This is a genomic window from Streptomyces sp. NPDC091281, from assembly GCF_044757425.1.
GTDB lineage: Bacteria > Actinomycetota > Actinomycetes > Streptomycetales > Streptomycetaceae > Streptomyces.
In genome coordinates this window covers 1-15,406 of the sequence record NZ_JBIVUY010000007.1, presented here as the reverse complement: position 1 = coordinate 15,406, position 15,406 = coordinate 1, and the positions used below count along the sequence as shown (strand labels likewise).

At 74.0% G+C, this 15,406-nt stretch carries 12 protein-coding genes; 6 read left to right on the top strand and 6 right to left on the bottom strand.

What is annotated here, in order from left to right:
* Nucleotides 1-367 precede the first annotated feature (367 nt).
* On the top strand, nt 368-2,710 hold the full coding sequence (locus tag ACIQPQ_RS19190) for a phage holin family protein (RefSeq protein ID WP_401305281.1): 2,343 nt from the start codon (nt 368-370) through the stop codon (nt 2,708-2,710).
* A gap of 146 nt (nt 2,711-2,856) precedes the next feature.
* Complete coding sequence (locus ACIQPQ_RS19185; RefSeq protein ID WP_383767075.1) at nt 2,857-3,282, top strand: OsmC family protein; 426 nt, start codon at nt 2,857-2,859, stop codon at nt 3,280-3,282.
* A gap of 136 nt (nt 3,283-3,418) precedes the next feature.
* Here the strand turns inward: ACIQPQ_RS19185 and ACIQPQ_RS19180 are convergent, their stop codons facing one another.
* From ACIQPQ_RS19180 to ACIQPQ_RS19170, 3 genes are all read right to left on the bottom strand, one after another.
* Nucleotides 3,419-3,946 (bottom strand): nitrate reductase molybdenum cofactor assembly chaperone, encoded by a 528-nt coding sequence (locus ACIQPQ_RS19180; protein ID WP_401305279.1) that lies wholly within the window; start codon nt 3,944-3,946, stop codon nt 3,419-3,421.
* A 161-nt stretch (nt 3,947-4,107) separates the two neighbouring features.
* A complete protein-coding gene (locus ACIQPQ_RS19175) occupies nt 4,108-4,926 on the bottom strand; it encodes an SAM-dependent methyltransferase (RefSeq protein WP_401305277.1) in 819 nt (272 codons plus the stop codon).
* A gap of 119 nt (nt 4,927-5,045) precedes the next feature.
* Complete coding sequence (locus tag ACIQPQ_RS19170; protein WP_383767066.1) at nt 5,046-5,909, bottom strand: helix-turn-helix domain-containing protein; 864 nt, start codon at nt 5,907-5,909, stop codon at nt 5,046-5,048.
* Between the two features lie 282 nt (nt 5,910-6,191).
* Here ACIQPQ_RS19170 and ACIQPQ_RS19165 point away from each other — a divergent pair, with 282 nt between their 5' ends.
* Nucleotides 6,192-6,626, top strand: coding sequence for a hypothetical protein (locus ACIQPQ_RS19165; protein WP_401305275.1), 435 nt, complete (start codon nt 6,192-6,194; stop codon nt 6,624-6,626).
* A 33-nt stretch (nt 6,627-6,659) separates the two neighbouring features.
* Here the strand turns inward: ACIQPQ_RS19165 and ACIQPQ_RS19160 are convergent, their stop codons facing one another.
* A complete protein-coding gene (locus tag ACIQPQ_RS19160; RefSeq protein ID WP_401305274.1) occupies nt 6,660-7,631 on the bottom strand; it encodes a helix-turn-helix domain-containing protein in 972 nt (323 codons plus the stop codon).
* A gap of 272 nt (nt 7,632-7,903) precedes the next feature.
* On the opposite strand from ACIQPQ_RS19160, the gene ACIQPQ_RS19155 reads away from it, so the two are divergent.
* The 3 genes from ACIQPQ_RS19155 (at nt 7,904) to ACIQPQ_RS19145 (ending at nt 12,147) form a co-directional block, all read left to right on the top strand.
* On the top strand, nt 7,904-8,641 hold the full coding sequence (locus ACIQPQ_RS19155; RefSeq protein ID WP_401305272.1) for a class I SAM-dependent methyltransferase: 738 nt from the start codon (nt 7,904-7,906) through the stop codon (nt 8,639-8,641).
* Nucleotides 8,642-9,322: 681 nt separating this feature from the next.
* Nucleotides 9,323-11,071 (top strand): glycoside hydrolase family 6 protein, encoded by a 1,749-nt coding sequence (locus ACIQPQ_RS19150; protein ID WP_401305271.1) that lies wholly within the window; start codon nt 9,323-9,325, stop codon nt 11,069-11,071.
* A 158-nt stretch (nt 11,072-11,229) separates the two neighbouring features.
* Entirely contained in the window at nt 11,230-12,147 is a 918-nt protein-coding gene (locus ACIQPQ_RS19145) for a class I SAM-dependent methyltransferase (protein WP_401305269.1), read from the top strand.
* Nucleotides 12,148-12,220: 73 nt separating this feature from the next.
* On the opposite strand, the gene ACIQPQ_RS19140 is transcribed toward ACIQPQ_RS19145, so the two are convergent.
* Entirely contained in the window at nt 12,221-13,057 is an 837-nt protein-coding gene (locus tag ACIQPQ_RS19140; protein WP_401305267.1) for an aldo/keto reductase, read from the bottom strand.
* 108 nt (nt 13,058-13,165) lie between these two features.
* Nucleotides 13,166-14,995 (bottom strand): AMP-dependent synthetase/ligase, encoded by a 1,830-nt coding sequence (locus ACIQPQ_RS19135; protein WP_401305265.1) that lies wholly within the window; start codon nt 14,993-14,995, stop codon nt 13,166-13,168.
* Between the last annotated feature and the right edge of the window lie 411 nt (nt 14,996-15,406).

Below are 15,406 nucleotides of genomic sequence, written 5' to 3'. Positions count from 1 at the left end.
CCTGGCCGACGTACCCCTGACGCCGTCGGCGCCTGCCACCGGTCTCCGTGGACCGTTCTTGCCCTCGCCCCCGTCATGGCCTCTCCCCTTCGCTCGCGTCGCCGTGCTTGCCTGTCTCCCCTTCATCGGACGAGCCCCCTCGATCGGTTCACGTCGGCGCGGACTTTTTCCCGACTGGTCCGCCGACCTCTGGCTCCCCGCTACCGCAACCGCTCACCGTCACCACAGCCGCAACCGCTCACCGTCCCGCGCCTCCCTCAGTCACCTCCCACTCCGTCCCCCGAGCCCTCTCCGTCCGGTGTGACAGGCTGGGGGCACCGGAGGCCCGCGTCGACGAGGGGCCGGAACGTGAGGTGTACGGGGCGTGGTGGGCGGAAGACGTTGGCGGCGGGCCGTCAGCACGGCCGGGCGGAGCGTCGCGGTGTGGGGTGTCTCCACCGTCACGATGCTGGTGCTCGCGGGAATCCTGCCGGACTTCCGGCTCCAGTCGCCCGACGGCGACAGCTCCACCACCATCGCCATGACGGCCGCGATCGGGGCGGGAGCCTTCGGTCTGCTGTCGGCTCTGGTCTGGCCGGTGCTGGTCCGCCTCCTGCTGCTGGTCCCCGCGCTCGTCCTCGGCCTGCTGGTGTTCTTCCTCAACGGCTCGCTCCTGCTGCTGGCCCTGCGCCTGAACCCGTCCGGCCAGAGCGAGGTGGCCCCCGAGACCGCCGTCATCGTCGCGGCCGTGATGTCCGCCGTCGCCTCCGCGACCGGCGGTGCCCTCGCGGTCCGCGACGACGACGCCTACCGGCGCCGCCTGTACCGTCTCGCGGACCGCCGCCGCAGATCCGCCCCGCCGGGTCCGGCCAGCCACGGGACGGTCATGCTCCAGCTCGACGGCGTGGGCCACGACGTCCTCACCGACGCCGTCCGCAAGGGCCTCATGCCGACCGTCGCCCGCTGGCTCGCCGTACCGCCCGCCCCGAACCCCCCGGCCCCGCCGGACGTCCCGGCCCCGCCGGACGTCCCGGCCACTCCCGCCGACTCGGCCGCCCCCGACGAGCAGCCCGCGGCGGAGCCGTCGGCGAACGTGCCCGCGGAGGCGCCCCCGGAGCGCGGCTCCCGACGGGCCGCGCCCCCCGAGAGCGCCCCCGGCCCCACCCACCGTCTCACCCCCTGGCGTACCGACTGGTCCAGTCAGACGGGGGCCAGCCAGCTCGGGATCCTGCACGGCAGCAACCACGATGTGCCCGCCTTCCGCTGGTACGAGAAGGACACCCGCGAGGTGATGGTCTGCAACCGGCCGACCAGCGCCGCCGAGCTCCAGCACCGTGCCGTCCGCCGTACCGGTGACGGCGGGCTGCTCTCCGCCGACGGCGCGAGCCGCGGCAACCTGTTCGGCGGCGGCGCCGACGAGCAGGCCCTCGTGCTGTCCATCGCGACCCGCCGCCGCTCCCGCGCCACCCGCTCCCGCGCCGGGTACTTCGCCTACTTCTCCGATCCCGCCAACGCCGTCCGCACCGCGCTCTCCTTCGTCGCCGAGGTCGGCCGCGAGATCGGCGAGTCCAGCCGGGCCCGCGCCCGCAAGCAGCGCCCGCGCGTCGGCCGCGGCGGCCTCTACCCGCTGGTCCGGGCCTTCGCCACCGTCGTCGAACGGGATGTCGTCGTCGCCGCGGTGATGGGCGACCTCCTCGCGGGCCGCACCTCCGTCTACGCCGACCTCGTCGCCTACGACGAGGTCGCCCACCACTCCGGGCCGCGCAGCCGTGACGCCGACAAGGTCCTCGCCCGCCTCGACCGCTCCCTCGCCCTGATCGAGAAGGTCGCCGAGCACGCCCCGCGCCCCTACCGGATCGTCGTCCTGTCCGACCACGGGCAGAGCCCCGGCGAGACCTTCCGCTCCCGCTACGGGCTCACCCTCGCCGACCTGGTCCGGGCGGGCTGCGGGCTGCCCGTGCCGCGCCGGGCCCGCCGCACCCGCAGCGGCGCCGAGGCCCGCGCCGCCGTCCGCGCCGCGCTGCGCAGGCCCGTCGAGGAGGGCGGCTCGCGGCACCGGCCCGCGCCCGGCGCCGAACCGATCGTGCTCGCCTCCGGCAACCTCGGCCTGATCTCCTTCCCGGACGTGCCGCACCGCATGAGCAAGGAGGAGATCGACGCCCGGCACCCCGCCCTGCTCACCACCCTCGCCAACCACCCGGGTGTCGGCTTCCTCCTGGTGCGCAGCGCCAAGCACGGCGGGGTCGTGCTCGGCCCCTACGGCACCGAGATCCCGCTCGACCGCCTCGACCTGGAGCCCGGACCGCTGGCCGTGTTCGGGCCGGGCGCCGCCGACGCCGTACGGCGCACCCACACGTTCCCGCACACCGCCGACATCATGGTCAACTCCTTCCACGACCCGGCCGACGGCGAGGTCCTCGCCTTCGAGGAGCAGATCGGCTCCCACGGCGGCCTCGGCGGCGACCAGGGACGCCCCTTCCTGCTCTCCCCGCTCGACCTCTCCCCGCCGCTCGCGACCGGCACCGACGACGGACCCGCCGACGCCGCCGCCGACGCCGCCCACGACGGCCCCGCGCCAGACTCCGCGCCCGGCCCCGTGTCCGAGGGCGGGTCCGACGGGCCCGAACTCGTCGGCGCCGAGCAGGTCCACGCCGTACTGCGCCGCTGGCTGCGCGAGTCCGACGGGCCCCAGGTGCCGCTGGACACCCCGCAGGAGGAACGCGCGGCCTGACCGCCCCGCCCCGCGTCCGCCCTCCGGTCCGACTCCCGCCGGGCGACGGGCGCGTGGGCCGGTCGTGGCGGTGGCACGGCGGCGGATGTGATCGGATGGGGGCACGAAACGCGTTCACCGGGACGCCCCTTGCGAAAGGAACCACCGTGGCCACCACGCGCTCCGCACACACCGTCTGGGAAGGCAGCCTGACCGAGGGCACCGGAGTCGTCACCTTCGACTCCTCCGGCATCGGCGAGCAGCCGGTGTCGTGGCCGTCGCGCGCCGAGCAGGCGAACGGCAGGACCAGCCCCGAGGAGCTGATCGCCGCCGCCCACTCCAGCTGCTTCTCCATGGCGCTGTCGCACGGCCTGACCGGCGCCGGCACCCCTCCCACCAAGCTCGTCACCTCGGCCGACGTCACCTTCCAGCCGGGCACGGGCATCACGGGCATCCACCTCACCGTCGAGGGCACCGTGCCCGGCCTGGACGAGGCCGGATTCGTCGCCGCCGCCGAGGACGCCAAGAAGAACTGCCCGGTCAGCCAGGCCCTCACCGGCACCACGATCACCCTGACCGCCAAGCTCGCCTGAGCACCCGCGGCACCGTCCGGCCGGTCACCCACCACGGCGACCGGCCGGCCCCACGCCACCCACCCGCCCCGCGTCCCCACCCGCCCCGCGCCCGCCGCTCTCCTCGCGCCCACCCCATACCGCGTCCCACCCGCCGCTAAGGCTGCCCTGCGCCGACCGGCAGCGCCGCGCACACGGCGGCGACGACACACGCGTACGGGGTGCCCAGCGCCGTCAGGCGGACGCGCAGCCGTTCCAGGCCGACGCGGTGGCCGGTGAGGGGGCCCGTGTCGCCGGTGCGGGCGGCGCACTCCAGCACGGCGGGCAGGAAGTCCGGCGGCTCGACCCCGGCCAGCTCCAGGCCGTGGCGCCGGTAGAGCGCCGCGTAGGGGAGCAGCGACCCGGTGCCGTCCGGCGCCCGGTCCGCGAACGGCCCGGTTGCCCCGTCGCCGGGCCACCGGCTCAGATACAGATTGCTGTACGGCACGCCGCCCGACCCGTCCGGCGGGAACAGCCGCGCGTAGTGCGCGGCCAGCTCGGGCATCGGGGCGACGGCCGCGAGGTCGGTGAACTCCCGTAGCTGCGGGGCCGCTTCGCGGACGAGCGGCAGCCGTGCGAGCAGCGCCTCGTCCGGGTGGGCCAGGCAGAGCGCGGCCGCCTGGTAGAGGACGGTGTCGGAGGGCATCAGGCCTCCCTCGGCCGTGCCGTGCCCGGCCCGCCGTACGGTGTCCGCGTGTCGCTCACGTGCGCTCCCTTGCCGACCCCCGCCTCGAACGTAGGGGCGGGGGTCGGAGCGCACCCGTCCACGGCACCCGTACGGGTCACCCCCGAGGTGCCGCGGACGTTTCAGGGCTTGCGCGCGACGCCCGCGTACACCGGGACGATGCCCTCCGCCTGGAGGGCGACGTCCTCCGGCTCCGGCCGCCAGCCCGACACCGGGATGACGCCCGGCCCCAGGATCTCCAGACCGTCGAAGAAGCGCGTGAACGCCGCCAGCGGACGCGGGTGGAACGGGGTGCCGCTGCGGCGGAACTGCTCCGTCGCCCGCGCGATCGCCTCCGGGTTCAGGTCCGGGGTGACCTGCGACAGGATCAGGTGGCTGCCCGGGGCGAGCGCGTCGACGTAGCGGCGCAGCAGCCCGTACACGTCGTCCCCGGCCGGATCGTCGTCGAGGTAGTGGGTGAGCGCCACCAGCGACAGCGCGACGGGCCGGGCGAAGTCCAGGGACTCGGCGGCCCGCGCCAGCACGCCGTCGACGTCCCGGACGTCGGCGTGCGCGTACTCCGTCGACCCCTGCGGCGAACCGTGCAGCAGGGCCTGGGCGTGCCGGAGCACGATCGGGTCGTTGTCCGCGTACACCACCCGCGCCTCGGCGGCCACGGACTGCGCCACCTGGTGCAGGTTGGGTTCGGTGGGGATGCCGGTGCCGATGTCCAGGAACTGCCGCACGCCCGTCTCGGCGACCGCGCGCACCGCCCGCTGCATGAACCGCCGGTTGGCGCGCGCCCCGCGCACCGCCGTGCCGTCCACGGCGAGGATGCGCCGGGCCAGTTCCTCGTCCACGGGGTAGTTGTCCTTGCCGCCCAGCCACCAGTCGTACACGCGGGCCGGATGCGGCTTGCTGGTGTCGATGCGGACGGGGGCCTCGGACTCGGATCCGGTCATGCTGCGGCTTCTCCTCGACAGGTGCGGGGGGTTGGGGTGGAGCAGGGGGGTGGCGGCCGGTCGGTGGGTCGGTGGGCGGGTGGGTGATCCGCCCGGTCGGGCGGGCGCGTCCCAGGGGGTCAGTACGTGCTGCGGATGTCGCGCAGCAGCTTGTCGGTGCGCGGCGCGGGCGCGGCGTGCGTGGTCAGGTGGTCGAGCACCTCCAGATGCGCCGCGACCTCGTGCCGGGAGTCCAGGTAGAGCGCCCCCGACAGGTACTCGGTGACGACCATGTCGGGCAACTCCGGTTCCGCGAACCGGAACAGGGAGAACGGCGCGGTCGTCCCCGGGTGCGGGCCGCTGGCGAACTCGGCGACCTGAAGCGTGATCCGGTCGCGTTCGGCGTACTCCAGCAGCTTGTCGATCTGCTCGCGCATCACGGCGGGCTCCGCGCTCACCGGACGGCGCAGCACCGTCTCGTCCAGCACCGCCCACAGGTGCGGCGGGTCGGTGCCCTCCAGCAACTGCTGCCGGGTCATGCGCAGGGACACGTGCCGTTCGATCGCCTCCGGGCTGCTGCGGCCGACCGTCCCGGCCTCCAGCACGGCGCGCGCGTACCGCTCCGTCTGCAACAGGCCTGGCACGAAGTGCGGTTCGTACGAGCGGATCAGGCGGGCGGCGCCCTCCAGGCTCACGTACAGGCTGAACCAGTCGGGCAGCACGTCGTGGAACCGCTGCCACCAGCCGGGCCGGTTGGCCTCCTCGGCGAGCGCGACGAACGCGGCGGTCTCGTCCTCCGGGACGCCGTACGTCTCCAACAGCACCTGGACGTACGGGATCTTCAACGAGACCTCGGCGGTCTCCATCCTGCGTACGGTCGCCGGGGCCACGCGCAGCGCGCGCGCCGCCTCCTCCCGGCCGAAACCGGCCGCCTCCCGCAGTTCCTGCAACCGTCTGCCGAGTACCACCTGACCCACGGTGGGTGCGGGCCGCCGCTCACTCACGCCACGTCTCCCCTACGTGTCGAAGCACGCCGGTCAGTGTGTCACGTTCCGGCGCGGGGACGACAGGGATGCCGGAGACGGGTCCACGGCACCCCTCCGACCTGCGGGGGAACCGTGGACCGGCGGGGTGCGGGGCCGCGCATGACCCCGCGGGTAATCGACCCGCGGTGGCGCGGACGGGAGGGTGGGGGCACGGGTTCCGGGCCGGCGCACTCCGGCCCGGGAGCCGCCCGTCCCGACGTTCCGACGTCCCGTTCCCGCCTCGACGGAGGGTGATCCGCCATGTCCGCAGCCCAGTCCGCCGCACCCGCCCTGCTCACCGTGCTCGCCCGCACCGCCGAACCGGGGCGCGCCCTGCGGCGCTTCCTCGCCCTGGACGCCCTGGTGACGGGCGCCAACGGGCTCGCCTACCTCGCCGCGTCCGGACCGCTCGGCCGTCTCCTCGGAGTCGGCTCCGGTCTGCTGCTCGGTCTCGGCGCCTTCCTCACCGTGTACGCGGCGGCGGTGGCCCTGCTCGCGGCGCGTCCCCGCCCGGCCGCGCTGCCGGTCCGGGCGGTCGTCGAGGCCAACTCCGCCTGGACCGCGCTCAGTCTGGTCGCTCTGCTTCTGTGGCTGTCGCCCACCGCGGCGGGCGCCGTGTGGACCGTCCTCCAGGCGGGCACGGTGGCCGGGTTCGCCCTCCTCCAGCACCTCGCCCTGCGGGCTCGGAACAACTGAGCCCACGAGAGGTCGGGTTGAGGTAATCCGCCCTCAACTCATCAGGGTGTGCAGGTAGGTGACCGTCTCTTGGTCGGCCGGGAGCAGCGTCTCGATGGCCAGCTCGGCGACCGTCACGTCCAGCGGGGTGTTGAAGGTCGAGATCGACGAGACGAACGACAGCGTCCGGCCCCGGCGCTCGATCCGCAGCGGCAGCGCGAAGTACGGTACGGCGTCCGCCGGTTCGCCTCCTTGTCCACCGGGCCGACCGTCCGCCGCGTCGTCGGCGACGCACTCCGTCGCGGACGACGCGCCGCGCTCCGGTGCCGGATACGCGGCGACCTCGTCGTACAGCACGCGCAGCGGTCCCGACGGGTACAGCGCGATCTGCCGCTCCAACTGCTCCAGCAGATGGCCCCGCCACTGCGGCAGATTGCGGATGCGCGGCGCGAGACCCCGCGGGTGCAGGGTCAGCCGCATCGCGTTCAACGGCGGCGCGAGCAGCGACTCGGGGACGTCCTCCAGCAGCAGAGTGATCCCCCGGTTGGCGGCCAGCACGTTGTACAGCCCGTCCACCACCAGTGCCGGATACGGTTCGTAGCCCCGGATCAGCCGCTCCATCCCGGCCCGCACCGAGGCCAGCGCCGGGTCGTCGAGCGGGGTCTCGCGGTAACGCGGGGCGTAACCGGCCGCCACCAGCAGGGCGTTGCGCTCCCGCACCGGCACGTCCAGGTGCTCGGCGAGCCGCAGCACCATCGCCTCGCTGGGTCGGGAGCGGCCCGTCTCGACGAAACTGATGTGCCGCGCCGAGGAGTCGGCGCGCAGCGCCAGTTCCAGCTGGCTGACCCGGCGCCGCTCCCGCCACGCCCGCAGCAGCGGCCCGACCCCCCGCCCCTCGGCACCGGACACGGGACCGGACCCGGGAGCGGACACCGGCCCGTTTCCGGGACGGGACGCGGGCGGCGAGGCCGACGCAGCTGGCGAGGCTGGCCCGGCTCCGGAGCCGTCTCCGGCGACAGTGGTCATACGGACGACCGTAGTCGACGCGGGCGCGCCGCGCCGGGGCCGGATTCCGACCGTCGCCGGACGGCCCCGGATTCGTCCGAGGAATGCCGGGCACCCTTCCCACCAGGACCGCCCTGGGTGCCCCGGTGGCACGCGGGACGGACACCCGACGCGCACGGAGCCCACGGCGCCCGAGATCCCCGCACCGCCCCTGGCCCCGAGCCGGGCGGGCTGCCGGGTGGCGGACCCCGGCCCGGCCCCCGGCGCGCACCGACGGACCGGACGGGGGGCGTGTGCTCGACTACGAGACCGAAGCGGAACGCTACGACGCCGCACGCGGCGGCGAGCCCCGCGCGGCCGCCGCCGCCGAGGCCGTCCTCGGCCTCGTGCCGGACGGGGCGCGGACCCTGCTCGACGTCGGCTGCGGCACGGGCATCGTCACCCGCAGACTCGCCGCCCGCGACGGGCTGCGGGTCACCGGCGTCGACCTGACGTCCGCGATGATCCGCCGGGCCGCCGTCCGCCTGCCGGGCGCCGTGATTCGCGCCGACAGCCGCCGACTCCCCTTCCGCGACGGCGAGTTCGACGCCGTCACCAGCGTGTGGCTGCTGCACCTCGCCGCTACGGACGCGGACGCGGCGGCGATCGTCGCCGAGTGCGCGCGCGTGCTGCGGCCCGGCGGGGTCTACGTCACGACGGTCGACAAGGCCGCGTCGCACAACGTCGGCAGCGACATCGACGCCGTCCTCGCCACCCGCCCGCCGCAGTCCGCGCGGGACGCGGCGGCGCTGGTCGGGAGGCACGCCGCCGCCGGTGGTCTGGTGCCCGCCGGGGACGGCCGGTTCCCCGGCCGGGGGCAGGGGCGCAGCCCCCTCCGTACCGTCGCCGACCTGCGGCGCGGCTGGTTCGGCACCCTCCCGCCGGGCGAACCCATCGCGGACCGCTACGCCGCCCGCCTGGCGGCCCTGCCCGACCAGGACCGGCCGCGTCCGGAACCCTGGTTCACGCTCCGGGCGTTCCGGAAGACCTGACCGGTCGTCGCCCGACGGGCCACCGGGCGGCCCCCCTCTTGAGGGGTGGGGGCCGCCCGGCGCGGCACGCGGAGCCCCAGCGGGGGCGTTGTCGAATGGCTCCGCGTACGACTCAGTGACCGGGGGTGCGGTGCGGGGCGGTGCGGGGCGTGCCCGGCCACGGAAGCTGGGGGGTGGGGGAACGGGAGGAGCAACGGGTGGGGGTGGGAGGCTCCGGTACCAGTGGGAGCGCTCCCATAGTGTGGACCGGCGCGGGGGCCGGTCAAGACGTGCGCCCTCCCCAAAGCCTCTAGGTCTCCGAGCGGTCGGGCCTGCTCGCGTCGGGATTCTGAGGGAAAGTCAACTCCGCCTCTGTTCTTCGCCGTTGCCCGGCGCTAGCTTCGTCGCCACCAGTGGGAGCGATTCCATCAGTCGGCACGTCCACCGTGACGCGCCCGAGCTGCGAGGAGTCGCCCATGCGACATCCCCCGTTCCTCCGCCGTGGCCCCCACCCGCCGCGAGCCGCCCGCCGAACCGTGACGTCCTGGCGTCGCCCCGCGCGGCCCCGCCCCGCTCCGTAGGTCTGCCCAGGACGCCGTCCGTCCGCCGTGCCCGTCCCGTACGGGTCACGCGCCGCGGACGCCGTCCCGTGCGGCACGGCGCTCCCCACGCACCCCGCTGACACGAAGGAACCCCGCACCCATGAGCCGTAGCAGAACAGCGATGCTCGCCTCGCTGGCGCTGATCGCCGGAGCCTCCGGGACGGCGCTCGCCGCCGTGCCCGACGGCACCGCCCTCGCCGCCGCCCCCTGTACCGTCGCCTACGCCGTCCAGAACGACTGGGGCAGCGGCTTCACCACCGACGTCACCGTCACCAACAACAGCGCCGCCAAGTCGAGTTGGTCGGTGAAATGGACCTACGCGGGCAACCAGCGGGTCACCAACGGCTGGAACGCGAAGATCACCCAGGCCGGGGCCGACGTCACCGCGGCCAACGAGAGCTACAACGGCACGCTGCCGACCGGGGGTTCGGTCCGCTTCGGCTTCCAGGGGTCGTACAGCGGCACCAACGCCGTGCCGGCCGCGTTCACCCTCGACGGCGTCCCGTGCACCGTCGACGGCGGCGGCCCCACCGACCCGGGGCCGACCGACCCCGGACCGACCGATCCGGGACCGACCGACCCCGGCACCCCCTCCACCCGCGTCGACAACCCGTACGCGGGCGCCAAGGTGTACGTGAACCCCGAGTGGTCGGCGAAGGCCGCCGCCGAACCGGGCGGCAGCCGCGTGGCGAACCAGCCCACCGGCGTCTGGCTCGACCGGATCGCCGCCATCAACGGCGTCAACGGCGGCATGGGCCTGCGCGCCCACCTCGACGAGGCGCTGCGCCAGAAGGGCTCCGGCGAACTCGTCGTCCAGCTCGTCATCTACAACCTGCCCGGCCGGGACTGCGCCGCCCTCGCCTCCAACGGCGAACTCGGCCCGACGGAGCTGCCGAAGTACAAGGCGCAGTACATCGACCCGATCGCCGCGATCGCCGGGGAGAGCAAGTACGCGGGGCTGCGGATCGTCACCACCATCGAGGTCGACTCGCTGCCCAACCTCGTCACCAACACGAGCGGCAAACCCACCGCCACCCCGCAGTGCGACGTGATGAAGGCCAACGGCAACTACCAGAAGGGCATCGGCTACGCCCTCAACAAGCTGGGTGACGTGCCCAACGTCTACAACTACATCGACGCCGCGCACCACGGCTGGATCGGCTGGGACGAGAACCTGACCGGCAGCGCGACCGTGATGAAGGAGGCGGCGACCTCCGAGGGCGCCACCGTAGCGGACGTCCACGGCTTCATCACCAACACCGCCAACTACAGCGCCCTCAAGGAGAACAACTTCACTGTCAACGACACCGTGGCCGGCAAGTCCGTCCGCGAGGCGAAGTGGGTCGAGTGGAACCGCTACGTCGACGAACTGTCCTTCGCCCAGGGCCTGCGCACCCAGTTGGTCTCGGTCGGCTTCAGCTCCGGCATCGGCATGCTGATCGACACCTCCCGCAACGGCTGGGGCGGCACCGCCCGGCCCACCGGACCCGGCGCCACCACCAGCGTCGACACGTACGTGGACGGCGGCCGCTACGACCGCCGTATCCACATCGGCAACTGGTGCAACCAGTCCGGTGCGGGACTCGGTGAACGCCCGCAGGCCGCTCCGGCGCCCGGGATCGACGCCTACGTCTGGATGAAGCCGCCGGGCGAGTCCGACGGGTCCAGCACCGCCGTCCCGAACGACGAGGGCAAGGGCTTCGACCGGATGTGCGACCCGACCTACACGGGCAACGCGTCCAACGGCAACCACCTCACCGGGGCGCTGGCCGGGGCACCGGTCTCCGGGCACTGGTTCTCCGCCCAGTTCCAGCAGCTGATGCAGAACGCCTACCCGCCGCTGAGCTGACAGCGGCGTTTCCCGCCGGGGCGGGCCGTGGCCACGCGGCCCGCCCCGGCGGGGTCCCCCTGACTCGGCCTCTCCGTGCCGTGCCCCGCCGGGCAGATCCGCGGCCGACCGGTGCGTCGGGACGCGTCGGCCGCCGCTCGGACGAGAGGCTGACCGGCATGGCGCACGAGCAGCGGGAACAGCACGAGCAACAGGGCCCCGCCCACCATCACGGCCCCGGCCCAGGCCCCGGTACCGACATCGACTGGGTCGAGATGGCCCCCCGGCTGGAGGCGCACGCCGAGCTGTTCGCGCCTCTCTACGAGCGGGTGTTGTCCTGGCTGGGGCGGGAGGTGACCGAGCCGGGGCTGATCGTCGACCTCGGGAGCGGGCCCGGGGTGGTGTCCTGCCTGTTCGCCGAGGTGTTCCCGGGGGCCCGGATCGTGGCCGTCGACAGCTCCCCGCCGCTGCTGGAGCGGGCACGGGAGCGTGCCGAACGGCTGGGGCACGGTGACCGGTTCGGCACCCTGTGCGGTGAACTTCCGGACGTGGTGAACGAGTTGGACTACCCGGCCGACCTGCTGTGGGCCGGGCGCAGTGTGCACCATCTGGGCGACCAGCGGGCCGCCCTCGCCGCCTTCGCCGAACGGCTCGCCCCCGGCGGCACGTTGGCCGTCATGGAGGGCGGACTCCCGGCACGGTTCCTGCCGCGCCACCTCGGCTTCGGCAGGCCCGGCCTCGACGCGCGGCTCGACGTGCTGGACGCGGAGTGGTTCGCCCGGATGCGGGCCGAGCTGCCCGGCTCCGTCGCGGAGACCGAGGACTGGGCGGCCCTGCTGCGCGCCGCGGGCCTGCGGCACCCCCGCAGCCGCGGTTTCCTCCTCGACCTGCCCGCCCCCGCCTCCGACCGGGCCCGCGCCTACGCCGCCGCGACCCTCGCCCGGCTCCGCGACGGCTTCGCCGACGCCCTCGACGACGGCGACCGCGCCACCCTCGACCGGCTGCTCGACCCGGACGACCCGGCGGGCGTGCACCGCAGGCCGGACCTGTTCGTCCTCGCCGCGCACACCGTCCACACCGCCGTCCGGCCGGTCTGACGGCCCGCGCCGGACACGCGAAGGGGCGCCCCCTCGGCAGGGGCGCCCCAGGTCACGCGGTACGGCGGTCGGTTCAGCCGACGTCGAACGTCGCCGGGTCGGGACCCGTGCGCCGGTCCTCGTTCAGCGCGCTGATCGCGGCCAGGTCCTCGGTGTCGAGGCTGAAGTCGAACACCTCGATGTTCTCCTTGATCCGCGACGGCGTCACGGACTTCGGGATGACCACGTTGCCGAGCTGGAGGTGCCAGCGCAGCACCGCCTGGGCCGGGGTGCGGTCGTGCTTCTGCGCGATGGCGACGAGGGCCGGGACGTCCAGCAGGCCCTTGCCCGAGCCGAGCGGGGACCAGGCCTCGGTGGCGATGCCCTGCTCCGCGTGGAACTCCCGCGCCGCGTGCTGCTGGAGGTGCGGGTGCAGCTCGATCTGGTTGACCGCGGGGATCACCGAGGTCTCGCCGATCAGCCGCTCCAGGTGCTCCGGCAGGAAGTTGGAGGTGCCGATGGCCTTCACCCGGCCGTCCGCGAGGAGCTTCTCGAACGCCTTGTAGGTGTCGACGTACTTGCCGCGGGCCGGGAGCGGCCAGTGGATCAGGTACAGGTCGACGTAGTCGAGGCCCAGCTTCTCCAGCGAGGTGTCGAACGCGCGGAGCGTCGTGTCGTAGCCGTGGTCGCCGTTCCAGAGCTTGGTGGTGACGAACAGCTCCTCGCGGGGGACGCCGGAGGCCGCGATCGCCCGGCCGGTGCCTTCCTCGTTGCCGTAGATCGCCGCCGTGTCGATGCTGCGGTACCCGGAGTCCAGGGCGGTGGCGACCGCGCGCTGCGCCTCGTCGTCCGGCACCTGCCACACGCCGAAGCCCAGCTGGGGCATCTCGACGCCGTTGTTCAGGATGATCGGGGGGACCTTGCTGCTCACTGGCTCTTGATCCTTCGGTTGTCCGTCAGGGGTACGTCCATCCTCAACGATCACGGGGCGGTCGGCATTCCTGACCGGGCGTGCGGGTGTGCCCCGGGGGACCCGCGTTCACGACCCGTACAGCGCCTCGACCTCGTCGGCGTAGGTGTGCTCGATCGCCCGGCGCTTCAGTTTCAGGGACGGGGTCAGCAGTCCGTGCTCCTCGGTGAACGGCTGCGCCAGGATGCGGAAGGTGCGGATCGACTCGGCCAGCGAGACGAGGGTGTTGGCCGCCACCACGGCACGGCGCACCTCCGTCTCCAGGTCCGGGTCGCTCACCAGCTCGGCCGGGGCCAGCGGCGGTTTCCCGCGCATCTGCAACCAGTGGGCGACCGCTTCCGGATCGAGGGTGACCAGCGCGGCGACGAACGGCCGGTCGTTGCCGACCACGACGCACTGGTTGATCAGGGGATGGTCCCGTACGCGTTCCTCCAGCGGCGCCGGTGAAACGCTCTTCCCGCCGGAAGTGACGAGGATCTCCTTCTTGCGGCCCGTGAGGGTCAGATAGCCGTCCTCGTCGAGGGAGCCCAGGTCACCGGTGGCGAGCCAGCCGTCCCGCAGCGCCTCGTCGGTGGCCTTGGGGTTGTTGAGGTAGCCCTGGAAGACGTTGTCGCCGCGCAGCCAGATCTCCCCGTCGTCGGCGATGTGCACGGTGGTGCCCGGGACGGCCTGGCCGACGGTGCCGTACCGGGTCCGCTCGGGCGGGTTGGCGGTCGCGGCGGCCGTCGACTCGGTGAGGCCGTAGCCCTCGTAGACGCGGACGCCCGCGCCCGCGAAGAACAGGCCGAGCCTGCGGTCCATCGCGGAGCCGCCGGACATGGCGTGCCGGACGCGGCCGCCGAGCGCGGCGCGCAGCTTCCCGTAGACGAGCCGGTCGAAGAGCTGGTGGCGCACGCGCAGCGTCGCGGACGGGCCGGGGCCGGTGCCCCACGCCTTAGCCTCGACCGCCTCCGCGTACTCCACGGCCACCTCGACCGCCGTCTCGAAGGCCCCGGACCTGCCCTCGCGCTCCGCCTTGCGGCGGGCGCTGTGGAACACCTTCTCGAAGATGTACGGCACGCCGAGGAAGAACGTCGGCCGGAAGGCGGCCAGGTCGGGCAGGAGGGCCGCCGCGTTCAGCTCGGGCTGGTGGCCGAAGCGGACCCGGCCGCGGACCGCCGCGATCTGCACCATCCGGCCGAACACGTGCGCGAGCGGCAGGAACAGCAGGGTCGCCGCCTCGTCCCCCCTGCGGGAGTGGAACACCGGCTCCCACCGCTCGATCACGGTGTCCGCCTCGTGCATGAAGTTGCCGTGCGACAGCACACAGCCCTTGGGCCGGCCGGTCGTCCCGGAGGTGTAGATGACGGTGGCGACCGAGTCGGGCGTGACGGCCTCGCGGTGCCGGTGCACCACCTCGTCCTCGACGGCGGCGCCCGCGTCGTACAGCTCTTGCACACAGCCCGCGTCGAGCTGCCACAGCCGCTCCAGCCGGGGGAGCCGGTCGACGACCGTGGCGATCGTCATCGCGTGGTCCTCGTGCTCCACCACCGCCGTCGTCACCTCGGCGTCGTGCAGCATCCAGAAGCACTGCTCCGCCGAGGACGTCGGATAGACGGGCACGACCTCCGCGCCGATCGTCCACAGGGCGAAGTCGAACAGCGTCCACTCGTAGCGGGTCCGGGACATGATCGCCACGCGGTCCCCGAACCGGACGCCGCTCGCCAGCAGCCCCTTGGCCAGGGCGAGGACCTCGTCGCGGAACTCCCCGGCGGTCACGTCCCGCCAGGCGCCGCGCGCGTCCTTGCGGCCCAGGGCGACGTACGAGGGGTCCTCCTCGGCGTACCGGAAGACGACGTCCGCCAGGCCGCCCGTCGGCGGCTCCAGCGACGCGGACGGCGGGCCGGTGAACTCGCGCACGCTCCCCACCACTCCTCCCGGTCCGCCTCACGGCCCCACGGCCTTACGGTCACCGTCGTCCGGCGGCGATTTCCGGCCGGACGGCGCCGTGAAAGCTACCTCACGGCGGAGCGGGAGGGGAGGGGTGCGGAGATGCGCGGGCGCGGTGATCCGCGCTGGTCAGGGGGGACATTGGGCTCACATGGGGAAGGGTCGGGCAGAAACCTGACGGACGAGTAAGTTTCGGTGCCGTAATCTCCACCGAATCCCCGCGACCCGCGCACCCGGGCCCACCCGGCACTCGCCCCCCTCGGCGCCACGCCCGCAACCGGCGCCCCCCCCGTTATGTTTTCCGCGGTCCTGCAAGAGGGCCGCTGGCCTCCGGGCCCGGCATGACTGTTCCCCCCTGTCGAAGGCATGACCTGGGGGGTG